Origin of the sequence: Pseudomonas sp. SLBN-26 (genome assembly GCF_006715895.1) — a bacterium.
Lineage (GTDB): Bacteria > Pseudomonadota > Gammaproteobacteria > Pseudomonadales > Pseudomonadaceae > Metapseudomonas > Metapseudomonas otitidis.
In genome coordinates, this window is record NZ_VFOB01000001.1 from 4,288,864 (window position 1) to 4,313,836 (window position 24,973).

The 24,973-nt window shown below is 69.3% G+C and carries 22 protein-coding genes; 9 read left to right on the forward strand and 13 right to left on the reverse strand.

Translation table 11 applies throughout. The annotated features are described in order from the left end of the window. Window positions 1-116 precede the first annotated feature (116 nt). A complete protein-coding gene (gene algB, locus FBY21_RS19850) occupies window positions 117-1,466 on the forward strand; it encodes a sigma-54-dependent response regulator transcription factor AlgB (protein ID WP_044406239.1) in 1,350 nt (449 codons plus the stop codon). Continuing rightward, a complete protein-coding gene (locus FBY21_RS19855; RefSeq protein WP_142013129.1) occupies window positions 1,463-3,250 on the forward strand; it encodes a KinB sensor domain-containing domain in 1,788 nt (595 codons plus the stop codon). Before algB ends, FBY21_RS19855 begins: the two co-directional genes overlap by 4 nt. 9 nt (window positions 3,251-3,259) lie before the next feature. On the opposite strand, the gene FBY21_RS19860 is transcribed toward FBY21_RS19855, so the two are convergent. From FBY21_RS19860 to FBY21_RS19870, 3 genes are all read right to left on the reverse strand, one after another. Beyond that, window positions 3,260-4,045, reverse strand: coding sequence for an N-acetylmuramoyl-L-alanine amidase (locus FBY21_RS19860; protein WP_074969971.1), 786 nt, complete (start codon window positions 4,043-4,045; stop codon window positions 3,260-3,262). Then, window positions 4,042-4,635, reverse strand: coding sequence for a MarC family protein (locus FBY21_RS19865; protein ID WP_142013132.1), 594 nt, complete (start codon window positions 4,633-4,635; stop codon window positions 4,042-4,044). The genes FBY21_RS19860 and FBY21_RS19865 overlap by 4 nt, the downstream gene beginning before the upstream one ends. Before the next feature lie 72 nt (window positions 4,636-4,707). After that, window positions 4,708-5,328 (reverse strand): hypothetical protein, encoded by a 621-nt coding sequence (locus FBY21_RS19870; RefSeq protein WP_142013135.1) that lies wholly within the window; start codon window positions 5,326-5,328, stop codon window positions 4,708-4,710. Window positions 5,329-5,522: 194 nt separating this feature from the next. Here FBY21_RS19870 and FBY21_RS19875 point away from each other — a divergent pair, with 194 nt between their 5' ends. Next, window positions 5,523-6,941, forward strand: a complete 1,419-nt coding sequence (locus FBY21_RS19875) for a DASH family cryptochrome (RefSeq protein ID WP_142013137.1) — start codon at window positions 5,523-5,525, stop codon at window positions 6,939-6,941. A 7-nt stretch (window positions 6,942-6,948) separates the two neighbouring features. Here FBY21_RS19875 and FBY21_RS19880 read toward each other — a convergent pair whose 3' ends face one another. From FBY21_RS19880 to FBY21_RS19900, 5 genes are all read right to left on the reverse strand, one after another. Further along, on the reverse strand, window positions 6,949-9,003 hold the full coding sequence (locus tag FBY21_RS19880; protein ID WP_142013139.1) for a GGDEF domain-containing protein: 2,055 nt from the start codon (window positions 9,001-9,003) through the stop codon (window positions 6,949-6,951). Further along, window positions 9,000-9,875, reverse strand: a complete 876-nt coding sequence (locus FBY21_RS19885) for an endonuclease/exonuclease/phosphatase family protein (RefSeq protein WP_142013142.1) — start codon at window positions 9,873-9,875, stop codon at window positions 9,000-9,002. Before FBY21_RS19885 ends, FBY21_RS19880 begins: the two co-directional genes overlap by 4 nt. Window positions 9,876-9,894: 19 nt before the next feature. Next, a complete protein-coding gene (locus FBY21_RS19890; protein WP_142013145.1) occupies window positions 9,895-10,527 on the reverse strand; it encodes a thiol:disulfide interchange protein DsbA/DsbL in 633 nt (210 codons plus the stop codon). Between the two features lie 151 nt (window positions 10,528-10,678). Continuing rightward, window positions 10,679-11,284, reverse strand: a complete 606-nt coding sequence (locus FBY21_RS19895; protein ID WP_142013147.1) for a c-type cytochrome — start codon at window positions 11,282-11,284, stop codon at window positions 10,679-10,681. Window positions 11,285-11,338: 54 nt separating this feature from the next. Beyond that, window positions 11,339-11,629: a c-type cytochrome gene (locus FBY21_RS19900; protein ID WP_142013150.1), complete on the reverse strand. Its 291-nt coding sequence runs from the start codon at window positions 11,627-11,629 to the stop codon at window positions 11,339-11,341. Between the two features lie 177 nt (window positions 11,630-11,806). Here FBY21_RS19900 and yihA point away from each other — a divergent pair, with 177 nt between their 5' ends. Then, on the forward strand, window positions 11,807-12,463 hold the full coding sequence (gene yihA, locus FBY21_RS19905) for a ribosome biogenesis GTP-binding protein YihA/YsxC (RefSeq protein WP_142013152.1): 657 nt from the start codon (window positions 11,807-11,809) through the stop codon (window positions 12,461-12,463). Window positions 12,464-12,711: 248 nt separating this feature from the next. Here the strand turns inward: yihA and polA are convergent, their stop codons facing one another. Beyond that, the gene (gene polA / locus FBY21_RS19910; protein WP_142013155.1) at window positions 12,712-15,462 is read right to left on the reverse strand and encodes a DNA polymerase I; all 2,751 of its coding nucleotides are present in this window, start codon (window positions 15,460-15,462) and stop codon (window positions 12,712-12,714) included. Between the two features lie 77 nt (window positions 15,463-15,539). On the opposite strand from polA, the gene FBY21_RS19915 reads away from it, so the two are divergent. Both FBY21_RS19915 and FBY21_RS19920 read left to right on the forward strand, forming a co-directional pair. Then, a complete protein-coding gene (locus FBY21_RS19915; RefSeq protein WP_044403825.1) occupies window positions 15,540-15,824 on the forward strand; it encodes a DUF2782 domain-containing protein in 285 nt (94 codons plus the stop codon). A 32-nt stretch (window positions 15,825-15,856) separates the two neighbouring features. After that, window positions 15,857-16,807 carry a homoserine kinase gene (locus FBY21_RS19920; RefSeq protein ID WP_142013158.1) on the forward strand — a complete coding sequence of 317 codons (951 nt, stop codon included), beginning with the start codon at window positions 15,857-15,859 and terminating at the stop codon, window positions 16,805-16,807. A gap of 430 nt (window positions 16,808-17,237) precedes the next feature. Here FBY21_RS19920 and FBY21_RS19925 read toward each other — a convergent pair whose 3' ends face one another. The 3 genes from FBY21_RS19925 to FBY21_RS19935 form a co-directional block, all read right to left on the reverse strand. Next, window positions 17,238-17,924, reverse strand: a complete 687-nt coding sequence (locus FBY21_RS19925) for an NrdJb (RefSeq protein ID WP_044403830.1) — start codon at window positions 17,922-17,924, stop codon at window positions 17,238-17,240. 12 nt (window positions 17,925-17,936) lie between these two features. After that, on the reverse strand, window positions 17,937-20,072 hold the full coding sequence (locus tag FBY21_RS19930) for an adenosylcobalamin-dependent ribonucleoside-diphosphate reductase (protein ID WP_142013160.1): 2,136 nt from the start codon (window positions 20,070-20,072) through the stop codon (window positions 17,937-17,939). A 145-nt stretch (window positions 20,073-20,217) separates the two neighbouring features. Next, window positions 20,218-21,195 carry a zinc ABC transporter substrate-binding protein gene (locus FBY21_RS19935; protein ID WP_083422369.1) on the reverse strand — a complete coding sequence of 326 codons (978 nt, stop codon included), beginning with the start codon at window positions 21,193-21,195 and terminating at the stop codon, window positions 20,218-20,220. Between FBY21_RS19935 and FBY21_RS19940 the strand changes: the two genes are divergently transcribed. The 3 genes from FBY21_RS19940 to znuB are packed head-to-tail and all read left to right on the forward strand — an operon-like array spanning window position 21,194 to window position 23,275. Further along, on the forward strand, window positions 21,194-21,694 hold the full coding sequence (locus FBY21_RS19940) for a Fur family transcriptional regulator (protein ID WP_044403839.1): 501 nt from the start codon (window positions 21,194-21,196) through the stop codon (window positions 21,692-21,694). The two genes, FBY21_RS19935 and FBY21_RS19940, sit on opposite strands and share 2 nt — an antisense overlap. After that, the gene (gene znuC / locus FBY21_RS19945) at window positions 21,691-22,497 is read left to right on the forward strand and encodes a zinc ABC transporter ATP-binding protein ZnuC (protein ID WP_074970010.1); all 807 of its coding nucleotides are present in this window, start codon (window positions 21,691-21,693) and stop codon (window positions 22,495-22,497) included. Before FBY21_RS19940 ends, znuC begins: the two co-directional genes overlap by 4 nt. Next, window positions 22,490-23,275 carry a zinc ABC transporter permease subunit ZnuB gene (znuB, locus tag FBY21_RS19950; RefSeq protein WP_044403842.1) on the forward strand — a complete coding sequence of 262 codons (786 nt, stop codon included), beginning with the start codon at window positions 22,490-22,492 and terminating at the stop codon, window positions 23,273-23,275. Before znuC ends, znuB begins: the two co-directional genes overlap by 8 nt. On the opposite strand, the gene FBY21_RS19955 is transcribed toward znuB, so the two are convergent. Then, the gene (locus FBY21_RS19955) at window positions 23,272-24,921 is read right to left on the reverse strand and encodes a GMC family oxidoreductase (protein WP_142013163.1); all 1,650 of its coding nucleotides are present in this window, start codon (window positions 24,919-24,921) and stop codon (window positions 23,272-23,274) included. The genes znuB and FBY21_RS19955 overlap by 4 nt on opposite strands. Window positions 24,922-24,973: the final 52 nt, after the last annotated feature.

The window sequence follows — 24,973 nt, forward strand, 5'->3', positions numbered from 1 at the left end:
CTTGCACGATCTTTCCTGGACTAAGCACCAGACGGCCACCTAGGCCCCCTACGCGTCCCGCCCCGGTGGCGGGGTACGCGCCCTCGAACAACGACACGACACAGCGGAGCAAGAACATGGCATCGGCAACGGAAACCCGCGGACGCATCCTGCTGGTGGATGACGAATCGGCGATCCTGCGCACCTTCCGGTACTGCCTGGAGGACGAGGGCTACAGCGTGGCCACCGCCAGCAGCGCGGCGCAGGCGGAGGCGATCCTGCAGCGGCAGGTGTTCGACCTGTGCTTCCTCGACCTGCGCCTGGGCGAGGACAACGGCCTGGACGTGCTGGCGCAGATGCGCGTGCAGGCGCCGTGGATGCGGGTGGTGATCGTCACCGCGCATTCGGCGGTGGACACGGCGGTGGACGCCATGCAGGCCGGCGCGGCGGATTACCTGGTCAAGCCCTGCAGCCCCGACCAGCTGCGCCTGTCGGCGGCCAAGCAGCTGGAAGTGCGCCAGCTGACCGCGCGCCTGGAGGCCCTTGAGGGCGAGGTGCGCAAGCCCGGTGACGGCCTGGACTCCCAGAGCCCGGCGATGATGGCGGTGCTGGAAACGGCCCGGCAGGTGGCCAACACCGACGCCAACATCCTCATCCTCGGCGAGTCGGGCACCGGCAAGGGCGAGCTGGCCCGCGCCATCCACGGCTGGAGCAAGCGGGCGAAGAAGGCCTGCGTGACCATCAACTGCCCGTCGCTGTCGGCGGAGCTGATGGAGAGCGAGCTGTTCGGCCACACCCGTGGCGCCTTCACCGGGGCCAGCGAGAGCACCCTGGGTCGGGTCAGCCAGGCCGACGGCGGCACGCTGTTCCTCGACGAGATCGGCGACTTTCCCCTCACGTTGCAGCCCAAGTTGTTGCGCTTCATCCAGGACAAGGAATACGAGCGGGTGGGCGATGCTGTGACCCGCCGCGCCGATGTGCGCATCCTCGCCGCCACCAACCTCAACCTGGACGAGATGGTCCGCGAGGGGCGCTTCCGCGAGGACCTGCTCTACCGCCTGAACGTGATCACCCTGCACCTGCCGCCGCTGCGCGAGCGCACCGAGGACCTGCTGGGCCTGGCCGAGCGCTTCCTCGCGCGCTTCGTGAAGGACTACGCGCGGCCGGCCCGGGGCTTCAGCGAGGCGGCGCGGGAGGCGCTGCTGAACTACGCCTGGCCGGGCAACGTGCGCGAGCTGCGCAACGTGATCGAGCGCGCCAGCATCATCTGCGGCCAGGAGCTGGTGGACGTCGGCAACCTCGGCCTGAGCGAGGCGCCGAGCGCCAACAACGCCCCGCGCATCGGCGCCGCCATGAGCCTGGAGGACCTGGAGAAGGCCCACATCGCGGCGGTGCTGGCCACCAGCGACACCCTGGACCAGGCGGCCCGGACGCTCGGCATCGACGCCTCCACGCTGTACCGAAAGCGCAAGCAGTACGGCCTATGAGGTTCCCGATGAAGCTGCGCACACGGCTGTTCCTCAGCATCTCCGCGCTGATCACCGTGGCCCTGCTGGGACTGTTGCTGGGGGTGACCAGCGTGATGCAGCTGGCGCGTTCCCAGGAGCAGTTGATCGCCTACAACTTCTCCACCATCGACCTGGGCGAGCAGATGCGCCGCCACCTGGGCGACCAGTTGGTGCTGCTGACGGCGCCGCACACCGACCCGGTGAAGCTGCACGACGCCCAGCAGCACTTTCGCAGCGTGGTGGAGCGGGGGCTGATGAATGCGCGGGACGAGAGCACCCGGGAGGGCTTCCGGGCCATCGCCGAGCATTTCGCACGCTTCGTCGAGGTGTCGGCAACGCCGGCCCGCGACGACCGCCAGCCGATGGACGATGTGGCCTTCAGCGAGGCCCTGAACGCCACCCGCAACGCCATGCTGGACCTACAGCGCCTCGCCCTGGACAACATCTCCAGCACCGAGCGCTACACCCGCGAGCGGGCGGTGCTGGTGGCCGGGTTGCTGGGCCTGCTGGCCCTGGCGGTGCTGCTGATCGGGGTGGTGACCGCCCACGGCATCGCGCGGCGCTTCGGCGCGCCCATCGAGGCGCTGGCGCGGGCGGCGGACCGCATCGGCCAGGGTGATTTCCAGGTCACCCTGCCGCTCTCCTCGGTGAGCGAGATGGCCTCCCTGAGCCGGCGCTTCGGGCTGATGGCCGAGGCGCTGCGGCAGCTGAAGGAGACCAACATCGAGAAGATGCTGGCCGAGCAGCGGCGGCTGAAGGCGGTGCTGGACAGCATCGACGACGGCTTGCTGATCCTCGACCGCGATGGCCGCATCGAGCACGCCAACCCGGTGGCGCAGCGCCAGCTGGCCTGGGACACCGAGCAGCTGGGCCAGCCGCTGAGCCGGGCCCTGGCGGTGCCGGCGCTGGAAGAGACCACCCGGCGGGTGCTGGCCGGCCAGGCCCTGGACCAGGTGCACCCGGACCTGGACATCCTCGCCGAGGGCGAGCACCGCCTGCTGAGCTGGCGGCTGACCCCGGTGAGCCTGGACGATGCGCGGGTGCTGGGCGCGGTGATGGTGCTGCGCGACGTGACCGAGCAGCGTGCCTTCGAGCGGGTGCGCAACGAGTTCGTGCTGCGCGCCTCCCATGAATTGCGCACGCCGGTGACCGGCATGCAGATGGCCTTCGGCCTGCTGCGCGAGCGGGTGAAGGTGGCGCCGGACTCCCGCGAGGCGGACCTGCTGCAGACGGTGGACGAGGAGATGCAGCGCCTGGTGCGGCTGATCAACGACCTGCTGCACTTCTCCCGCTACCAGAACGGCATGCAGACCCTGACCCTGGCGCCCTGCGACCTGGACGAGCTGCTCGGCGGGGTGCGCGAGCGCTTCCTGGCCCAGGCCGAGGAGCGGCAGGTGGCCATCGAGCTGGACCTGCAGGGCCCGCTGCCCCGGGTGCCGGTGGACCGGCCGCAGCTGGAGCGGGTGCTGGACAACCTGATGAGCAACGCCCTGCGCCACGCCCCCCGCGACGGGCGTATCCGCCTGCAGTCACGCCGCCACGGCGAGCGGGTGATCCTCAGCGTGGAGGACAACGGCGACGGCGTGCCCTACAGCCAGCAGGCGCGCATCTTCGAGCCCTTCGTGCAGCTGGGGCACAACCCCGGCGGCGTGGGCCTGGGGCTGGCGCTGTGCAAGGAGATCGTGCGGCTGCACGGCGGGCGCATCGGCATCTATTCGCGCCCCGGCGAGGGGGCGCAGTTCTACCTGACGCTGCCGGTGTAGAAGCGGCGCTCAGCGCGCGCCGCGGTTGAGTACCAGCAGCAGAGCGGCGGTCTCGGCGTCCGGCTGGCCGTCGTAGCGGCTCGGGCGGTACTTCATCTGGAAGGCGGCGATGACGTTGCGGGTGGCTTCGTCCAGCTGGCCGTTGCGTGGCACGGCGTAGCCCTGGCGCTCCAGCTGCATCTGGAACCAGTCCACGGTGGGCAGGGCGGTGGCGAAGCGCACCTGTTCCTCGGCCACGGCGCGGTCGTCCGGCCAGGGCACCAGGCCGGCGTCGGCCAGGCGCTTCCAGGGGAACAGCGGGCCCGGGTCGACCTTGCGCTGGGGAGCGATGTCGCTGTGGCCGATGATGCTGCCCATCGGCAGGCCGTGGCGCTTGACCAGGTCCTTGAGGAGCGGGATGAGGGCGTTGATCTGGCCCTCGTCGAAGGGCTCCCATTCCAGCCCGTGGCCGGTCTGCCGGTAGCCTTCGTTGACCAGTTCGATGCCGATGGTGCTGGCGTTCAGCCAGGTGCGCCCCTGCCATTCGCTCTGCCCGGCGTGCCAGGCGCGGCGGTCCTCGCCCACCAGCTGGTAGACGGTGGGCGGCTGGGCGCCGATCAGGTAGTGGGCGCTGACGTCGCCTTCGGTCAGCAGGTGCAGGGAGTTGGCCAGGTTGGTGGAGGTGTAGTGCAGGACGATGTACTGCACCCGGCTGTTCTGGTTCTGCGAGGGGTGGCTGCGGTCGATCTGCAGGCCGTCGTGGGCGCAGCCACCGAGCAGGGTCAGGCACAGGCCGAGGGGGAGAAGTCGTTTCATGGGCGGATGTGCAACACGCTTTGCAGGTTGTCCAGGAGCATGTCGACGCTGAGCATGATCAGCAGCATGCCGGTGAGGCGCTCGACGGCCATGAGGCCGCGCTCGCCGAGGAAGCGCTGGAGGAAGGCGGCCTGCAGGAGGATCACGGCGGTGCAGGCCCAGGCCAGGATCACGGCGATGTACAGCTCCCACAGCTGGCCCTGGTGGGTGTTGCGCAGGGTCATCAGCACGGCGAGGGCGGAAGGGCCGGCCACCGCCGGGGTGGCCAGGGGCACCAGCATCGGTTCGCCGCCGGGCAGGTCGCCGAGCACGCCTTCGGGCCGGGGGAAGATCAGCCGCAGGGCGATGATGAAGAGGATGATGCCGCCGGCGATGGCGATGGCCTCGCGGGACAGGCCCAGGCCGCTGAGGATGTTCTCGCCGAAGGTGAGGAACAGCAGCAGCAGGCCGAGGGCGAACACCAGCTCGCGCAGGGCAACCTTGAGGCGTCGCTCGGGGGCGACGTTCTTCAGGGCGGCGATGAAGATAGCGATGTTCCCGAAGGGGTCGGTGACCAGGAAGATCAGCACCGCGATTCCGAGGATGTCCATGAGCGCTCCTGTGCGGGATACGGAATGGTAGGAGGGTGGGCCGGGTGCCGTCGAGCGGCACCCGGCGAGGCGTCAGAAGCGGTAGCGCAGGGTGCCGCGCAGGGCGCGCTGGTCGCCCGGCAAGGGCAGCAGGCGGTCGTCGCCCTGACCCAGGCCGCCGCTCTGCTGCAGGTACTGCAGGCCGAGCAGCAGCTCGCGCTCGCGGGAGAAGAAGTAGTCGCCGGCATCGAAGCTGAGTTGCGGGCTGAAGCCGAAGCCGGCCGCCCGCGAGCCTTCGCTGCCGGCCCAGTCGAGGCCGCCGTCCAGCAGCCATTCGCTGTCGCCGATGCCGAAGGCATACAGCCAGGTGCCGCTGAGCTGGGCGGTGCGGCCCGGTTCGCGGGCGTCGTCCCGGGGCAGCAGCGCCAGGTCCAGCAGCTCAAGCTCCGGCGCGGCGACGATCAGGCTCAGCCCGCTCAGGGCCAGGTGCTCGGCACTGCTGGCGTGCCAGCCGAGGCCGGCGCTGGCCAGGGGCGGGCGCGGGGCCTCGTTGCCGGGGCGGACGAAGCTCTCCCCGGCAGAATAGGGCAGGGTGGTGAACGCCAGGTTGCTGTCCATCAGCGGCAGCAGGGATTCGGCAGGCGCCTGGGCGGAGCACAGGCCCAGGGCCAGCGCGCCCAGCCAGCAGGCGGCGCGGTGGAAGGATGCACGCATCGAAAGGCTCCGGTGAGGATGACGGCCCCCCGTTCATCGCGGGGGTGCCAGGCAAGGGGGCGCGATTATACGCAGCCGCCCGGCGTGCGTCCGGCCCTTCCGGACGGCACTGTTCAACGACCGGAAATTGCCTATAACGTGTACAGACACTAGGACAACCCGGGAAACGGACCTGCCCAATGAGGACCCTCGCCATGCGTCGCCTGCTCTGGTTCAAACAGGACCTGCGACTCGACGACCACCCGGCCGTGCAGGCCGCCCTGGGCGCCGAGCGCGTGTTGCCGCTGTACGTCTTCGACCCGACCCTGCTGCGCCCCGGCCCCCTCGGCACCCGCCCGATGGGCGTGCACCGCATGCGCTTCCTGCTGGAAAGCCTGGCAGCGCTGGACGGCGAGCTGCGCCACCGTGGCTCACGCCTGCTGGTGGTTCAGGGCGTGGCGTCCCAGGTGATCCCGGCGCTGGTGGACCACCTGCAGCTGGACGAGGTGCTGACCCTGGACGAGGTGGCACCGGCGGCGCGGACGCTGATCGAGGAGACCCGCCAGGCCCTGGCCGGCGTGCCGCTGACCACCTTCGCCGGCGATACGCTGTTGCGCCGAGAGGAGCTGCCGGCGCCGGTGGAGGCCCTGCCGGCGGTGTTCAGCCAGTTCCGCGACCAGGTGCAGCAACGCCTCAGCGTGTTCCAGCCGCGCTCGGCCCCGGCCGCCCTGCCCCCGACGCCGGAACCGGCGGACCGGCTGTTCGAGCCGCTGCCGAGCCTGTCCCGCCTCGGCCTGGGGGAGCCCCTGGCCCATGTGAACAGCACCTTCCCCTTCGCCGGCGGCGAACCGGCGGCCCTGGCCCGGGTGCGCGACTACCTGTGGGAAGGGCGCGGGGTGCGCGACTACGAGACCACCCGCTACGGCCTGACCGGAACCGAATATTCCTCGAAGTTCTCCCCCTGGCTGGCCAACGGCTGCCTGTCGGCACGCCGGGTGGTGGCGGAGCTGCGCCGCCACGAGGCGCAGTACGGCGCCAATGCCTCGACCCGCCTGCTGTGGGAACAGGTGCTATGGCGCGACTTCTTCCGCTGGACGCTGCTGCGCCACGGCGAGGCGCTGTTCCAGCCCGGCGGCGTGCGCGCCACGGCGCGGGCACCGCAGAACCTGGACGCGCGCTTCGAGGCCTGGTGCCACGGGCGCACCGGCCTGCCCCTGGTGGATGCGGCCATGCGCGAGCTGGCGACCACAGGCTTTCTCGCCCACCGCCTGCGCCAGGTGGTGGCCAGCTACCTGGTCAGCGACCTGCAGCAGGACTGGCGCCATGGCGCGGCCTGGTTCGAGGAGCACCTGCTGGACCACGAGCCGGCGAGCAACTGGGGCAACTGGGCCTACTTGGCCGGGGTGGCGAGCGATCCGCAGCGCAGCCAGGCGTTCAATGCCCTGCGCCAGGCGCGCCATCTGGACCCGGAGGCGGAGTACGTGAGCCTGTGGCTGCCGGAGCTGCGGGCGGTGCCGCGCAACCTGCGGCACACACCTTTCGTGCTGTCGCGCCTGCAACTGGATGCGCTGGACTACCCGCGCCTGGAGCAGGTGCCGGAGGCGTGGAAGCCCTACCTGACGAGCGCAGCGTAGGCGGCGCTCAACCCAGTTCGATGCGGTTGCGGCCGCCGCGCTTGGCCCGGTAGAGGGCCTGGTCGGCACGCTCGAACGCAGCCGCGTCGCTTTCCCCCTGCGCGAAGGACACCAGCCCGCCCGAGAGGGTGATGGTCACCGGCTCGCCCTTGAAGTGGAACGGGCACTGCTCGATGCCGGCACGCAGGTTGTCCAGCAGCTGGCGGCCGCCGTCGAGCTGGGTGGCGGGGATCAGCAGGACGAACTCCTCGCCACCGAAGCGGGCGATGAAGTCGGTCTTGCGCAGGCGCTTGGCGATCTCGCCGGCGATCAGCTTGAGCACCTTGTCGCCGGCCAGGTGGCCGTAGTTGTCGTTGATCCGCTTGAAGTGGTCGATGTCCAGCACGCCCAGCAGCAGCTCGCCGCCGTAGCGCTTCCAGCGCGCCACTTCCAGCTCCAGGCGTTCGCTCCAGGCGGCGCGGTTGGGCAGGCCGGTGAGGGTGTCGCGCAGGGCTTTCTGGCGCTGCTCTTCAAGGTGGTCGCGGAAGGTGTTGGCTTCCTGCTCCATGGTGGAGACGCGCTCGATGAGGCTCTGCAGGCGCCCACTGACCTCGGCCTCACGCACTTCGCGCTCGCGCTGGAAGCTGTTCATGGTGCTGAGCAGGCCTTCGAGGCGCTGCTCGACGGCGCGCTTGAGGTCGTCCAGGTCGGTGGCTTCCTGCACGCTGCTCTGCAAGCCGCTGACCTGCTCGCGCAGCTGGTCGTCGAGCTGGCGGGCGTTCTGCAGTTCGTCGTTGTAGCCCTGGTGGGCGCTGGTGAGGGTGGCGACGAAGGCCGCCAGGCGCTCGTTGAGCTGCTGCAGGTAGCCGGCGAATTCGCGATGGCCGTTGTCGGTGATGGCCAGCACCAGCACGGCGAGGTCATCCAGCACGGGAACCAGTTCGTACCAGTTGAGGTTGCCTTCCAGGCGCCGCCGCAGGTCTTCGGCCTGGGGCTTGTGGCGTTCGGGCAGCTCCAGTTCGTCCAGCAGGCTGCGCAGGCTGGCGGCGACGTGGGGGGCGACCGCGCTGTAGCCGGGCTCGGGGGCGGGCGGCAGTTCGTAGGCCGGGTCCCCTTCGCCGGTGATCAGGCTGTGGGGCATGGGTAGGCTGTCGAGGCCCGGGCGGGGTTCATCCGCAGCGGCTACGGACCGGACGGCGGACGCGGGCGCTGCCTCGGGCGTGGCCGGGCTGGGCGCGAGGGCGACCGGGGCGGCTACGGGCGGGGCATCCGGCGCTGGGGTGCTGGGGGCGACGGCGTCTGCCGCCGGCTCGGGAGCGCTCGGCGGGGCTGCGGTGCTGGTTGCAGGTGCAGGTGCAGGTGCAGGTGCAGGTGCAGGTGCAGGTGCAGGTGCAGGTGCAGGTGCAGGTGCAGCAGCCTGGGGCGCGGCGGCGGGGCTGTCCAGCGCGTCGTCGTCCTCATCGTCGTCCGGGGCCGGGGCGGGCACCGGGGCAGGCGCGGCCGGAGCGTTGGCTACGGGGGCATCTTGCGCGGCGGGCAGGGCCTCGTCGGCCCCGCCCTCGCCGTTGCCGAACAGGCGCTGCAGCAGGCCGGGGCGCGGCGGCGGGGCGTCGCCGGTCAGCACTTCGAGGGCGCGGTTCTGCAGCTCGCTCAGTTCGCTGAGCAGGGCGGGCATCTCACGGGAGCTGCCGGCGCGCTCGTCGAGGCGCTTGGCGAACTGCTTGAGGGATTTGCGCACGTCCCGTGGCACGTCGAGCTTGAGCAGCTGGTTGGCCAGGCCACCCAGGGCGCCGACGTTCTGCTGGATGCGTTGCTGGCGGCGCTGCTCGGAGTCGAGCACGGCCTTTTCCAGCCGGGGGATGAGGGCGGACAGGCCGGCGTCGATCTTGTCGCCACGGATGATCTCCCGCAACTCCTGCATGCAGGCGTCCACCGACTTGTCGGTGCCTTCGGCGGCCAGGGAGCTGCGCACCAGGCCCCGGCGCAGCAGGTCGAGGCGCGCCTCCCAGAGGCGTTCGAGCTTTTCCTGCTCTTCCAGGCTTTCCAGGTACTTGGCTTTCCAGCGCTGGCCGTCGTCGCTCATGGTGCGGATCCGGAAGGGTCGAGCCTGGCCGGGAGTGCGTCGCCGCGCAGGAAGGCGGGCAGACGGATGTCCACGGCCACCGGCAGGTGGTCGGAGATGGGTTGGCTGAGCACCTGCACGCGCTCCAGGGTGAGGCTGGGGCTGAGCAGGATGTGGTCGAGGCAGCGCTGGGGGCGCCAGCTCGGGAAGGTGGCCTCGACCTGCGGCGCCAGTAGCCCGAGGTCACGCAGGGGCGAGTGGTGCAGCAGGTCGGTGGCGTGGGTGTTCATGTCCCCCATGAGCACCTGATGGCGGTAGTTGCCGATCAGCTCGCGGATGTAGGCGAGCTGGCGGGTGCGGGCCTTGGTGCCGAGGGCGAGGTGCATCATGACCACCACCAGGGCGTCGTCGCCCTCGCCGAAGCGCATGAGGATGGCGCCGCGACCGGGCGGGCCGGGCAGGGGGTGGTCTTCCAGCTGGGTGGGCTGCAGGCGGCTGAGCAGGCCGTTGCTGTGCTGCGCCAGGCGCCCGAGGTTGCGGTTGAGTTGCTGGTACCAGTAGGGAAAGGCACCGAGCTGGGCCAGGTGTTCGACCTGGTTGACGTAGCCGGAGCGCAGGCTGCCACCGTCCACTTCCTGGAGGGCGACGAGGTCGAAGTCACCCAGGAGGGCGCCGATGCGCTGGAGGTTGCCGGCTCGCCCGGCATGGGGCAGGAGGTGCTGCCAGCCGCGGGTGAGGTAGTGACGGTAGTGACCGGTGTTGATGCCGACCTGGATGTTGAAGCTGAGCAGGCGCAGCCGCCCGTCTTCGGGCAAGCCGCTGGCGTCGCAATGAGGGTTGACCTGCGCGGTGCGCAGGCCAGCGGTGCGATCGTTGCTCCAGCGGCGCAGCATGGGCCTGCCCCGGTGCCGCTTACTTCGCGGCACGCTCCTTGGCGATCAGGTAGTCGGCGACGGCAGTGGTCTGCTCCAGGCCACCGGAGGAGCCGATGTCGAAGCGGTACTTGCCGTTGACGATGAGGGTCGGTACGCCGGAGATCTGGTAGGCAACGGCCAGCTTCTTGGCTTTCTCCATCTGGCTCTTCACGCCGAAGGAGTCGAAGGCCTTGAGGAAGGCTTCCTTGTCGACACCGTGGGCGGCGAGGAAATCAGCCATGGCTTCCTTGGTGGCGAGCTTGTTGCCTTCCTTGTGGATGGCGTCGAACACGGCTTTGTGCACGCTGTGCTCCACACCCATGCTCTCGAGGGTGATGAACAGCTGGCCGTGGACGTTCCACAGGCCGCCGAACATGGCGGGAACGCGCACGAAGTTGACGTCTTCCGGGAGCTTCTCGGACCAGGCGTTGACGGTCGGTTCGAATTGGTAGCAGTGCGGGCAGCCGTACCAGAACAGCTCCACCACCTCGATCTTGCCGGGCTTGGAGACCGGCACCGGGCTGCTCAGCTCGACATACTGCTTGCCCACCTGGATGTCTTCGGCGTGGGCGGCGGTCATGCCGAACAGGCTCGCGCTGGCGAGTACGGCGGAAAGGATCAGGTTACGCATGCTTGGCTCCTAGACGGATCGTGGGGTTCTGCGACGGGCCCAGCTTCGACCGGGGGCCGCTGGGCGGGTTCCGCATTGTAGCGAGGCTGCCAATGAAAAAGGGTGGCCATAGCCACCCTTTCATTTACCGTTTACTACCGCTCGGGAAAGCTTAGTGCAGACCCTGGATATAGCTGGAAACGGCTTCGATGTCCTTGTTGCTCAGCTTGGCGGCGATGGCGCGCATGATCATGTTGTCGCCGTCGTTGGTGCGGTTGCCTTCGCGGAAATCGGTCAGCTGCTTGGCCACGTACTGGGCATGCTGGCCACCCAGGTGCGGGAAGCGGGCAGCGGCGTTGCCGGCGCCGTTCGGGGAGTGGCAGCCGGTGCAGGCGGGCATGCCTTCTTCCAGCTTGCCGCCACGGAACAGGGCTTCGCCACGGGCCACCAGCTTGGGATCGGCGGCGCCGACACTGCCGGACTGGCTGGAGAAGTAGGCGGCGATGTCCTGCAGGTCCTGGTCGCTGAGGTTGGTCAGCAGGCCGGTCATTTCCAGCACCTGGCGCTTGCCGTCCTTGATGTCATGCAGCTGCTTGAGCAGGTAGGGCTCGCCCTGGCCGGCGAGTTTGGGGAAGTTCGGGGCAAGGCTGTTGCCGTCCGGACCGTGGCAAGCGCCGCATACGGCGGCCTTGGCCTGGCCGGCCTTGGCGTCGCCTGCGGCGTGGGCCAGACCGGTGATGCCCAGGGTCAACAGCAGACTCACGAGTACTTTGTTCATCAGCTAATCCAATTACGGCTAAGGGTGAAAGAATCTAGCGCCCGACTACCTTCGTTATTGGCTCATCCACTGGATGACCGCTTTGTAGTCTTCGGCACTGCAGTCCATGCACAAGCCTCGGGGAGGCATGGCGTTCAAACCATTGATGACGCTCTGAACCAGAGCATCAGTGCCCTTGGCCAGTCGCGGCTCCCAGGCCGCCTTGTCGCCCTTCTTGGGCGCCATAGGCAGTTGACCATTGTGGCAGGCCCCGCAGGTCCGGTTGAAAACGGCTTCCGGATCCTGAGCAGCCTGAGCGCCAAAGGCCAGCGCCGCAAGGCTTGCGACGAATACCATCTTCTTCATGATCAACCTCATCAGAGGGGCTTCGCCGGGCTTTCTGCAGTGCCCTGGTCGTTCCCGTGGCCCTTGTACCCTGGGGGATAAAGCGCACACTAAATCTGCGGCATTATATACTGGCGCTGCCCAAACGGAAACGAAACCGCCCTCTGCGACACCAGGTCGCACCCTGTGGACTCCTTCATGTCATTCAAGAATCCGATCATCGGCCTGTGCCAGCAGGCCCGCTTCCTCATCAGTGCCGCCAAGGTGGACCAGTGCCCGCCCGACCAGGGCCTGGAGGTCGCCTTCGCCGGCCGCTCCAACGCCGGCAAGTCCAGCGCGCTGAACACCCTGACCCACGCCAACCTGGCGCGTACCTCGAAGACCCCGGGCCGCACCCAGCTGCTCAACTTCTTCTCCCTGGACGAGGACCGCCGCCTGGTGGACCTCCCCGGCTACGGCTACGCCAAGGTGCCGATCCCCCTCAAGCAGCACTGGCAGCACCACCTGGAGGCCTACCTGAGCAGCCGCGAGAGCCTGGTCGGCCTGGTGCTGATGATGGACATCCGCCACCCGCTCACCGACTTCGACCGCCTGATGCTGGACTGGTCCAGCGCCGGCCACATGCCGCTGCACATCCTCCTGACCAAGGCCGACAAGCTGGCCTATGGCGCCTCGAAGAACGCGCTGCTGAAAGTGCGCCAGGAAATCCGCAAGGGCTGGGGCGATGACGTGAGCATCCAGCTGTTCTCCGCACCCAAGCGCCAGGGCGTGGAAGAGGCCCAGGCCGTACTGGCCCGCTGGCTGCAGCTGGGCGAGGAATTCGAAGAAGACGGCGACGGCGCATCCGACGCCTGAATCGCAGGCAAAAAAAACCCCGGACTTCGTATGGGGAGGGGGAAGTTCCGGGGTTCAAGTCTGAACCGCTAGGGCGGGGTTCAGATATCTGCCAACACTAAACACAGCAAAAGGAGCATCGAAGGCTTCACCAGCCATTCCCAGTCTCTGACCGGGCATGCTTCACAAAAGTTCACCGCTGCGTCAGAAATTATTCGTCCGGTCAGCGCTGCCCCTTATGCGAAACAGCGCTAAGCCGATGGGCGCACTCAGTGCGCCTCGTCCCAGTTGTCGCCCACCCCGACTTCCACCACCAACGGCACATCCAGCTCGGCGGCATCGCTCATGAGCGGACGGATGGCGTCGCGCACGGTGTCCACCAGGTCCTCGCGCACCTCCAGCACCAGTTCGTCGTGCACCTGGAGGATGACCCGCGCATCCAGGCCGCTCTCCTGCAGCCAGGCATCCACCGCCACCATGGCGCGCTTCATGATGTCCGCCGCCGTGCCCTGCATCGGCGCGTTGATCGCGGTGCGCTCGGCGCCCTTGCGCATGGCCTGGTTCTTCGAGTGGATTTCCGGCAGGTACAGCCGGCGCCCGAACAGCGTCTCGACGAAGCCCTGGGCAGCCGCCTGCTCGCGGGTGCGCTCCATGTAGGCGAGCACGCCGGGGTAGCGGGCGAAGTAGCGGTCGATGTACGCCTGGGACTGCTTGCGGTCGACGCCGATCTGCTTGGCCAGGCCGAAGGCGCTCATGCCGTAGATGAGGCCGAAGTTGATGGCCTTGGCGCTGCGGCGCTGGTCATTGCTGACCTGGTCCAGCTCGACGCCGAAGACTTCCGCCGCCGTCGCCCGGTGCACGTCGCGGTCATGACGGAAGGCGTCCAGCAGGCCTTCGTCCTTGGCCAGGTGGGCCATGATGCGCAGCTCGATCTGCGAATAGTCCGCCGCCAGCAGCTTGTAGCCCTTGGGTGCGACGAAGGCCTGGCGGATGCGCCGCCCTTCGGCCGTGCGGATCGGGATGTTCTGCAGGTTCGGATCACTGGAGGACAGGCGCCCGGTGGCCGCCACCGCCTGGTGGTAGGAGGTGTGGATGCGCCCGGTGCGCGGGTTGATCTGCTCCGGCAGCTTGTCGGTGTAGGTGCTCTTGAGCTTGCTCAGGGAGCGGTACTGCATGATCACCTTGGGCAGCTCGAAGTCCTGCTCGGCCAGGTCTGCCAGCACGTTCTCGGCGGTGGAGGGCTGGCCGGTGGCGGTCTTGGCCAGCACCGGCAGGCCGAGCTTCTCGTAGAGGATGGCGCCGAGCTGCTTGGGCGAGCCCAGGTTGAACTCCTGCCCGGCCAGCTCGTAGGCCTGGCGCTCCAGGGCCACCATCTTCTCGCCCAGTTCCAGGCTCTGCTGGCCCAGCAGCTTGCCGTCCACCAGCGCACCGTTGCGTTCGATGCGCGCCAGCACCGGCACCAGCGGCATCTCGATGTCCTTCAGCACCGTGACCAGGGACGGGACGGCCTCCAGCTTCTGCCACAGCGCCTGGTGCAGGCGCAGGGTCACGTCGGCGTCCTCGGCGGCGTAGGGGCCGGCCTGCTCCAGGGCGATCTGGTCGAAGGTCAGCTGCTTGGCGCCCTTGCCGGCGATGTCCTCGAAGCGGATGGTGCTGTGGCCCAGGTACTTCAGGGCCAGGCTGTCCATGTCGTGGCGGGTGGCCGTGGAGTCCAGCACATAGGACTCGAGCATGGTGTCGAAGGCGATGCCCTGGACAGTGATGGGGGTCGAGGCGTTGGCCAGGACGTTCATGTCGTACTTGGCGTGCTGGCCGACCTTGGCCTTGGCCGGGTCTTCCAGCAGCGGCTTCAGGGCCTGCAGCACCGCGTCGCGGTCCAGCTGCGCGGGCACGCCCATGTAGCTGTGGGCCAGGGGCACGTAGGCGGCTTCGCCGGCTTCCACGGCGAAGGACACCCCAACCACCTGCGCCTGCTGGGCGTCGAGGCTGGTGGTCTCGGTGTCGAAGGCGATCAGCGGCGCCGCTTCCAGCTTCTTCAGCCAGGCGTCGAACTGCGCCTGCTCCAGCACGGTTTCATAGCGCGTCTCGACGGCCGGCTCCGCAGGGGCATCCAGCAGGGCCAGTTGTTCGCCGTCCGACTTGGCCTGGCGCTGCAGGTCATCCAGCCAGCTCTTGAACTCCAGGGTGCGGTACAGCTCGGCCAGGGCCTCGCGGTCCGGCTCGCCGGGGTGCAGGGCATCGATCGCGACGTTCAGCTCCACGTCGCACTTGATGGTGGCGAGCTGGTAGGACAGGTAGGCCATGTCCTTGTGCTCCAGCAGCTTGGCCGGCAGCCCCTTGGCGCCGCGGATCGGCAGCTCGGGCACCTTGTCCAGGCTGGCGTAGAGCACATCGAGCCCGCCGCCCACGCCGGTGAGCAGGCCCAGGGCGGTCTTTTCGCCCACGCCGGGCACGCCGGGGATGTTGTCGACCTTGTCGCCCATCAGGGCCAGGTAATCGATGATCAGCTCAGGACCGACGCCGAATTTCTCTTTCACGCCATCGATGTCCAGCGTGCTACCGGTCATGGTGTTGACCAGCGTAATGTGCGGATCGACCAACTGCGCCATGTCCTTGTCGCCGGTGGAGATCACCACCTGGCGCCCGCCCGCCGCGCTCTGCCGGGCCAGGGTGCCGATCACGTCGTCGGCCTCCACGCCCTCGACGCACAGCAGCGGCAGGCCCAGGGCCCGCACCGTCGCGTGCAGCGGCTCCACCTGCACCCGCAGCTCGTCGGGCATGGACGGCCGGTTGGCCTTGTACTCGGCGAACATCGCATCGCGAAAGGTCCCGCCCTTGGCGTCGAAGACCACCGCGAACGGGCTGTCCGGGTACTGCTTGCGCAGGCTCTTGAGCATGTTCAGCACACCCTTGACCGCACCGGTGGGCAGGCCCGCCGAAGTCATCAGCGGCGGCAGGGCATGGAAGGCGCGGTACAGGTAGGAGGAACCGTCGACGAGGACGAGAGGGGCTTGGCTCATGCGTGAATTCAACCTTTATTCACCGGACCCGCAGTAGAATGGCCCGGTCATTGACGATAAGGGACAAGGTTACCACCATGCGCGCTTTCAACCGCCTGTTGCTCGCCGGTCTGCTGGCCCTCCTGCCGGTGAGTGTCTTCGCCGACGACGAGGCCCCCTCGCCGGAACCCGATGTCACCATCCGCCAGGACGGCGACAAGACCATCCAGGAATACCGTGTGAACGGCTTCCTCTATGCGATCAAGGTCACCCCCAAGGGTGGCAAACCCTATTTCCTGGTCCGCGCTGACGGCGACAGCAACTTCATCCGGTCGGACAACCCCGACATGCTGATCCCGCAGTGGGAGATCTTCAGCTGGTAAGGCCGCCACGGTGGCCGTAACAAGGTAGTCGAATGTCCGTTTTCACCCCGCTGCAGCGCCCCGAACTCGAAACCTTCCTCGCCCCCTACGGGCTGGGCCGGCTCCGGGACTTCAAGGGCATCGCCGAAGGTTCGGAGAACAGCAACTTCTTCGTCAGCCTGGAGCGGGGTGAATACGTCCTGACCCTGGTGGAACGAGGCCCGGTGGCCGACCTGCCGTTCTTCATCGAACTGCTGGACGTGCTCCACACCGCCGGCCTGCCAGTGCCCTACGCCCTGTGCAGCGAAGACGGCCAGGCCCTGCGCAGCCTCGCCGGCAAGCCCGCGCTGCTGCAGCCGCGCCTCGCCGGGCGCCACCTGCGCGAACCCAACCCGCACCACTGCGGCGAAGTCGGCACGCTGCTGGCGCGCATCCACCTGGCCACCCGCGACCAGCCCATCGAACGCAAAAGCGACCGCGGGCTGGACTGGATGCTCAGCGAAGGCCCGCACCAGGCCGAGCGCCTCGACGCCCAGGCCCGTCCGCTGCTGGAGCAGGCCCTGGCCGAGATCGAACGCCTCAAGCCCCGCATCCAGGCCCTGCCACGAGCCAACCTGCACGCCGACCTGTTCCGCGACAACGCCCTGTTCGACGGCCCGCACCTGGCCGGGGTGATCGACTTCTACAACGCCTGCTCCGGCCCGATGCTCTACGACCTGGCCATCACCCTCAACGACTGGTGCTCCGACGACGACGGCCAGCTCGACGAGGCCCGCGCCCGCGCCCTGCTCGGCGCCTACGTTGCCCTGCGCCCCTTCACCGCCGCCGAGGCCGAACTCTGGCCGACGCTGCTGCGCGTCGCCTGCGTGCGCTTCTGGCTGTCGCGCCTGATCGCCGCCGAGGCCTTCGCCGGCCAGGACGTGCTGATCCACGACCCCGCCGAATTCCAGCGCCGCCTGGCCCATCGCCAGGTGGTGGAGCTGCCGCTGCCCTTTGCGCTCTAGGGCGCCTCTGCGCCCCGTAGGGTGGGCTTCACCCCACGCGGGTGCCTGTCTGTCCTAGGCATCCCCGTCGATACTCCGCTGCCCAAGCTCGGGCATACCGCAAACCGTAGCCTGGGCTTCAGCCCAGGGATGGCGGGTGTAGACGGTCATGCATGGTGGTTTCAAGGGGTTTGCCGGCGCAACGCATGCTTGTCTGGCGTGAAGATACGCTTAGGCGCAGACATCCCTGTCGATACTCCGCTGCCCAAGCTCAACCCCGGCCCGGCCATCCATGGCCGGTCGTTCGCCCTTCAAAACGCATGCTCGTCTGGCGTGAAGATCCGCTTAGGCGCAGACATCCCTGTCGATACTCCGCTGCCCAAGCTCAACCCCGGCCCGGCCATCCATGGCCGGTCGTTCGCCCTTCAAAACGCATGCGTTTTGAACGGGCTCACCCACATTTCGAGTGCCCGCAGTTGAGGCAGGTGGCGCAGCCGTCCATGCGGACGACGGCCTGGGTGTTGCACTTGCCGCAGAGCTGGGCGCCGGGGGGGAAGCCTTCGCCGGGTTCGGCGGTGGTGGTGCCGAGGCTGGCTTCGTAGGCGGCGCGCTTTTCGGCGAGGAAGCGCTGCTGCTCCGGATCGGGCTGGGGGCCCTGCATCAGGCCGATGGCCACCAGGTGGCGCTCCAGCACGGCGCCGATCTCGGCCACCAGGGAGGGCATGTACAGCCCGCCGCGCTTGAGGTAGCCGCCACGGGGGTCGAACACCGCGCTCAGCTCCTCCACCAGGAAGGTGCAGTCGCCGCCCTTGCGGAACACCGCCGACATGATGCGGGTGAGGGCGACGATCCACTGGAAGTGCTCCATGCCCTTGGAGTTGATGAAGATCTCGAAGGGCCGGCGCTGCTCGTGGGGCGTGCCGGGGTTGAGGACGATGTCGTTGATGGTCACGTACAGCGCGTGCTCCGACAGCGGCGACTTGATCTTGTAGGTCGCCCCCACCAGGGTTTCCGGGCGCTGCAGGGTCTCGTCCATCTGCACCACGGCGGCCGCTTCCTCGGCGGCGCGGCGGGCGCGCTCGGCCTCCACGTCCACCACCTGGAAACCCTTGATCCGCTGGTTGATCTTCACGCTCATCGCCGCCTCCGCTCAGTAACGCCCGTAGTAGCCCTCCTTGAGGGCCTCGTACAGGTTCGCCGCCGTGTGCACCTCGCCGTCGTACTCCACCTCCTCGTTGCCCTTCAGCTCCACCACACTGCCGTCCTCCAGTTCGAAGCGGTAGCGGGTCTTCTCCAGGTCCGCGTCCTTCACCAGCACGCCCTGGAAGGCCGCCGGGTTGAAGCGGAAAGTGGTGCAGCCCTTCAGGCCCTGGCGCCAGGCGTAGAGGTAGATGTCCTTGAAGGCCTCGAAGGGGTAGTCGGTGGGCACGTTGGCGGTCTTGGAGATGGAGGAGTCGACCCACTTCTGCGCCGCCGCCTGGATGTCCACATGCTGGGCGGGGGTGATGTCCTCGGCGGTGACGAACCACTCCGGCAGGCCATGGCCCGCCGACTCGGCCCCCGGCGCCGCCTGCGGGTCCACCAGGGCGCGGTAGGCCAGCAGCTCGTAGCTGACCACCTCGACCTTCTGCTTGGTCTTGCGCCCGGGGCGGATCAGGTTGCGTGAATAAACGTGGGCGAAGCTCGGCTCGATGCCGTTGGAGGCGTTGTTGCCCAGGCTCAGGCTGATGGTGCCGGTGGGGGCGATGGAGCTGTGGTGGGTGAAGCGCGCGCCCACCTCAGCCAGTTGCGCCACCAGCTCCGGCGCGTGCTCGGCGATGCGCTGCATGTAGCGCGAGTAACGCGCGTGCAGCACGCTGCCGGGCACCGAGTCACCCACCTTGTAGCCGTCGGCAGCCATCTCCGGGCGCTGCCGGAGCATCGCCTCGGTCACCGTGAAGCGCTGCGCCAGCAGCGGTGCCGGGCCTTTCTCCTTCGCCAGGTCGAGGGCCGCCTGCCAGCCCACCAGGGCCATCTCCCGGGCCACTTCCTCGGTGAACACGCAGGATTCCGGGCTGCCGTAGCGCAGGCCGAGCAGGGCGAGCGCCGACCCCAACCCGAGGAAGCCCATGCCATGGCGGCGCTTGCCGGTGATCTCCTCGCGCTGCTGCGCCAGGGGCAGGCCGTTGATCTCCACCACGTTGTCCAGCAGGCGGGTGAAGACCTTCACCACCTCGCGGAAGCGTTCCCAGTCGAACCGCGCCTGGTCGGTGAACGGGTCGTCGACGAAGCGGGTCAGGTCGATCGAGCCCAGCAGGCAGGAACCGTAGGGCGGCAGCGGCTGCTCGCCGCAGGGGTTGGTGGCACGGATCGCCTCGCACCACCAGTTGTTGTTCAGCGCGTTGACCCGGTCGATGAGGATGAAGCCCGGCTCGGCGTAGTCGTAGGTGGAGGCCATCACCATGTCCCACAGGTGCCGCGCCTTGAGCCGACCGTAGATGCGGCAGGCCACCCGGCCATCCTCCCGCACCTGGTAGCCCGCGTGGATCGGCCAGTCGCGCCAGAGCACCTGGGCCGGGTCGTCCAGGTCCACCTCGTCCAGCTCGCGGGCATGCAGGGGAAACACCAGCGGCCACTCGGCGTCCTGCTCCACGGCCTGCATGAAGGCATCGGTCACCAGCAGGCTGAGGTTGAACTGGCGCAGGCGGCCGTCCTCGCGCTTGGCGCGGATGAACTCGCGCACGTCCGGGTGGGCGATGTCGAAGGTGGCCATCTGCGCCCCACGCCGGCCCCCGGCGGAGCTGACGGTGAAGCATATGCGGTCGTACACGTCCATGAACGACAGCGGCCCGCTGGTGTGCGCCCCGGCACCGGAAACGAAGGCGCCCCGGGGGCGCAGGGTGCTGAACTCGTAGCCGATGCCGCAGCCGGCCTTGAGGGTCATGCCGGCTTCGTGGACCTTGCCGAGGATGTCGTCCATGGCGTCATGGATCACCCCCGAGACGGTGCAATTGATGGTCGAGGTGGCCGGCTTGTGGGCCTGGGCACCGGCGTTGGAGAGGATGCGCCCGGCCGGCAGCGCCCCCTGGCGCAGGGCCCAGAGGAAACGCTCGTACCAGTGCTCGACGTCCTTCGGCTCCACCTCGGCCAGGGCCCGGGCCACCCGTTGCAGGCTGTGGTCCGGGGTGTCGTCCAGCGGCGTACCGTCGCGCCGGCGCAGGCGGTACTTGCTGTCCCAGATGTCTTCGGAAGCCGCCTGCAAGGGCAGCGGCAGGCGGGTCTTTGCGGGGGAGCCGGTGCGGGTCATAGGGGTCGGAGCCTCCTGTCGCCGGGGCAGAGATGTCCCGAGAGGAAGTTAGACCGTCGACCAACGAAAAGTCGTCGCGACTCGACCGATGGTGTGGCTTGTGCGCGCGCAGGCTACGCGCTGTGGATAAGTGGCCCGGGGCGCCTCAAAGCGCCTCCAGGCACCCCGCCAGGCCCTGGGCCAGGTCGTCCAGCAGGCGCTCGTAGCCACCTGCGGCCACCGGCACCTGCATGCCCAGTGCGTCCAGCTCGGCCAGGCGCACCGGCAGGCCCTGGGTCAGGGTCTCGGCCAGGCGCGGGCGCACCGGCGGCTCGCTGAACACGCAGCTGGGGCCGGCCGCCCGCAGGCGCTCGCGCATCGCCGCCACGTGGCGGGCACCCGGCTGTACCTCGGCCGCCACGCTGAACACCCCGGCGTGACGCAGGCCGTAGGCGCTCTCGAAGTAGTCGAAGGCCTCGTGGAAGACGAAGAACGGCTTGCCGCTGACGGCCGCCATGCGGGCCTTGAGGCGAACGTCGAGCTGGTCGAGGCGCTCGCCGAAGGCCTTCAGGTTGGCCTGGTAGCGCGCCGCGTTGGCCGGGTCCGCCGCCGACAGGTCCGCCGCCATGCGGGCAGCGATCACCCGGGCGTTGGCCGGCAGCAGCCAGAGGTGCGCGTCCAGGGAGCCGGGGCGGTGGTCATGGTCGTGCTCGTGGGCGTCCTCGTGCTCATGCTCGTCGTGGCCGAGGGCTTCGAAATGGCGCAGCTGCATGCCCGGCAGGTCCTGCACCGCCACAGCCGGCGCGCTGCGCCCGGCGATCACCTTGGGCAGGAAGCCTTCCAGGTCCGGGCCGACCCAATACAGCAGCGGCACCTCGCGCACCCGCCGTACGTCGGACGGCCGCAGCGCGTACTGGTGCGGCGAGGCCCCCGGCGGCAACAGCACCTCGGGCTCACCCACGCCGTCCTGAACGGCAGCGGCGATCAGCTGCAGCGGCTTGATGCTGGTCAGCACACGGACGTCGGCGCCGGCCGGCAGCGCCAGGCAGGCAAGGAGGGCGAGCAGGACGAGACGCGACACGGGGAGGACTCCGACACAAAGGCGTAATAGAATAACGTCTCTTTGACTCAACGTCGCCGCCATGCTCAAGCCGATCAAGACCCAAGCCCCCCTGGCCTGCCGCCCCCACGACCACTCCCACTGCGTGCGGGATGCGCTGGCCGAGGCCGAAGCCCTGTGCGCCCGCGACGGCCTGCGCCTGACCGCCCTGCGCAAGCGCGTGCTGGAGCTGGTCTGGGCCAGCCACAAGCCCCTGGGCGCCTACGACATCCTCGGCGTGCTGACCGAGGAAGACGGCCGCCGCGCCGCACCGCCCACGGTGTACCGCGCCCTGGAGTTCCTCCTGGAGAACGGCCTGGTGCACCGCATCGCCTCGCTCAACGCCTTCGTCGGCTGCAACCACCCCGGCGAAGCCCACCAGGGCCAGTTCCTGATCTGCCGCCAGTGCCAGACCGCCATCGAGCTGGAACAGTCGGCCATCAGCGACGCCATCGTCGCCAGCGCCCAGGCCGTCGGCTTCGCCGTGGAAGGGCAGACCGTGGAAGTGGTCGGCCTGTGCGCCACCTGCCGGGGCAAGGCATGAGCCAGGACGCGCTGATCCGCCTGGAGGGCGTCGGCGTCACCTTCGCCGGCCAGGCAGTGCTGCAGGACGTGGGGCTGACCCTGCGTCCCGGCGAGATCGTCACCCTGATCGGCCCCAACGGCGCCGGCAAGACCACCCTGGTGCGCACCGTGCTCGGCCTGCTGCAGCCCCAGCGCGGCAGCGTCTGGCGCAAGCCGCGCCTGCGCATCGGCTACATGCCGCAGAAGCTCCAGGTGGATGCCACCCTGCCGCTCACCGTGCTGCGCTTCCTGCGGCTGGTGCCGGGGGTCGACCGCGCCGCGGCGCTCGCCGCCCTCAGCGAAGTGGGCGCTCCCCAGGTGATCGACAGCCCGCTGCAGACCGTTTCCGGCGGCGAGTTGCAGCGCGTGCTGCTGGCCCGCGCCCTGCTGCGCGAGCCCGAGCTGCTGGTGCTGGACGAACCCGTGCAGGGCGTCGACGTCGCCGGCCAGGCCGAGCTGTATCGCCTCATCACCCAGCTGCGCGACCGCCTCGGCTGCGGCGTGCTGATGGTCTCCCACGACCTGCACCTGGTGATGAGCACCACCGACCAGGTGGTGTGCCTGAACCGCCACGTGTGCTGCTCCGGCCACCCCGAGCAGGTCAGCTTCGACCCGGCCTTCGTCGAGCTGTTCGGCAAGGACGCCCAGAGCCTGGCCGTCTACCACCATCACCACGACCACGAACACGACCTCCACGGCGAAGTGATCGAGCGCCCCGGCTTCCCCACCGGCACCCGCTTCACCCCCGTTCACACGCACGGCCCCGACTGCAACCATGGCTGATTTCCTCGTCAACGCCCTGCTCGCCGGCCTTGCGCTGGCCCTGGTGGCAGGCCCGCTCGGCTCCTTCGTGGTGTGGCGGCGCATGGCCTACTTCGGCGACACCCTGTCCCACGCCGCCCTGCTGGGCGTGGCCCTGGGCCTGATGCTCGACATCAGCCCGACCCTGGCGGTGACCGTCGGCTGCGTGCTGCTGGCGGTGCTGCTGGTGACCCTCCAGCAGCGCCAGCCGCTGGCTTCGGACACCCTGCTGGGCATCCTCGCCCACAGCACCCTGTCCCTCGGCCTGGTGGCCCTGAGCTTCATGAGCGAAGTGCGGGTGGACCTGATGGGCTACCTGTTCGGCGACCTGCTGGCGGTGAGCCCCACGGACCTCGCCTGGATCCTCGGCGGCAGCGCCCTGGTGCTGGGCCTGCTGGTGCCGCTGTGGCGGCCGCTGCTGGCCATCACCGTGCACGAGGAGCTGGCGCGGGTGGAGGGCCTGCCGGTCACCGCCATCCGCCTGGCGCTGATGCTGCTGATCGCCGTGGTGATCGCCGTGGCCATGAAGATCGTCGGCGTGCTGCTGATCACCTCGCTGCTGATCATTCCCGCCGCCGCCGCCCAGCGCCACGCCCGCACCCCCGAGCAGATGGCCGTCGGCGCCAGCCTGCTGGGCCTGGTGGCGGTGTGCGCCGGCCTGGCGCTGTCCTGGTTCAAGGACACCCCCGCCGGCCCGTCCATCGTGGTCTCGGCGGCGGCGCTGTTCCTGCTCAGCTTCGCCGCCCCGCGCCGCACCTAGCCGACCGTCGCCGGCTCGCTGCGCGCGGGCTGGCGGACGCTTGAGCGGCGATCCTCGAGGATCATCCGCGCCGCCTTCTCGGCGATCATCAGCGTCGGCGAGCAGGTGTTGCCCGACACGATGGTCGGCATGATCGACGCATCCACCACCCGCAGCCCCGGCACCCCGTGCACCCGCAGGCGCGCGTCCACCACCGCCTCCCGGTCCGCACCCATGCGGCAGGTGCCCACCGGATGGAAGATGGTGGTGCCGATGTCGCCCGCCGCCTGGCGCAGCTCCGCCTCGCTCTGCAACGCCGGGCCCGGCAGGTACTCCTCCGGCCGGTAGGGCGCCAGTGCCGGCGCGGCGGCGATGCGCCGGGTCAGGCGGATAGCGTCGGCGGCCACCCGCAGGTCCTCCTCCTCGCTCAGGTAGTTCGGCTGGATCAGCGGTGGCGCCTTCGCCTCGGCGGCGCGGATGTCCACCCGGCCCCGGCTGGCCGGACGCAGGTTACACACCGAGGCGGTGAAGGCGGGGAAGGGGTGCAGCGGCTCACCGAAGCGCTCCAGGGACAGCGGCTGCACGTGGTACTCCAGGTTCGCCCGTTGCTGCTCCGGGCCGGAGCGGGCGAAGGCGCCCAGCTGGCTCGGCGCCATGGCCAGCGGGCCGCTGCGGCTGAGCAGGTAGCGCAGGCCCATGCCGGCCTTGCCCCACAGGCTGCCGGCCATCTGGTTGAGGGTCGGCACGCCGCTGACCTTGTAGATCAGCCGCAGCTGCAGGTGGTCCTGCAGGTTGCCACCCACCCCCGGCAGCTCGTGCCGCACGCCGATGCCGAGGCGCTCCAGCAGCGGCCGCGGGCCGATCCCCGAGCGCTGCAGCAGCGTCGGCGAACCGATGGCTCCCGCCGCGAGGACCACCTCCCGCGCGGCGAAGCTGCACAGGTCGCCCCGCCAGCGCGCCACCACGCCACAGGCGCGGCCCTCTTCGAGCACCACCCGCTCCACCTCCACATCGGTCAGCACCCGCAGGTTCGGCCGGCCCAGCACCGGCCGCAGGTAGGCCTTGGAGGCGTTCCAGCGCACGCCGCCGCGCTGGTTCACCTGGAAGTAGCCACAGCCCTCGTTGTCACCGGTGTTGAAGTCATCCACCGGGGCGATGCCGGTCTCCCCGGCGGCGGCACGGAAGGCCTCCAGCAGCGCCCAGGACAAGCGCTGCCGCTCCACCCGCCACTCGCCCCCGGCGCCGTGGTGCGCCGACGCGCCGCCGAAGTGGTCCTCGCAGTGCTTGAACAGCGGCAGCACCTCGTCCCAGCCCCAGCCGGGGTTGCCCAGCGCCGCCCAGTGGTCGTAGTCCGCCGCCTGGCCGCGCATGTAGATCATCCCGTTGATCGATGAGCTGCCCCCCAGCACCCGCCCGCGCGGGTAGCCCAGGGAACGGCCGTTCAGCCCCGGCTCGGCCTCGGTGCGCAGGCACCAGTCGGTGCGCGGGTTGCCGATGCAGAACAGGTAGCCCACGGGAATGTGGATCCACGGGTGGTTGTCGCGCCCGCCGGCTTCCAGCAGCAGCACGCGACAGGCCGGGTCGGCCGATAGCCGGTTGGCCAGCAGGCAGCCGGCCGGGCCGGCGCCGACGATCAGGTAGTCGTAGGGGAGGGGTTCGAGGTCCATGGGGCCTTCCTCTTATTGTCATTTTGTCGGGCAGGGCCGAGCCTAGCAGGCC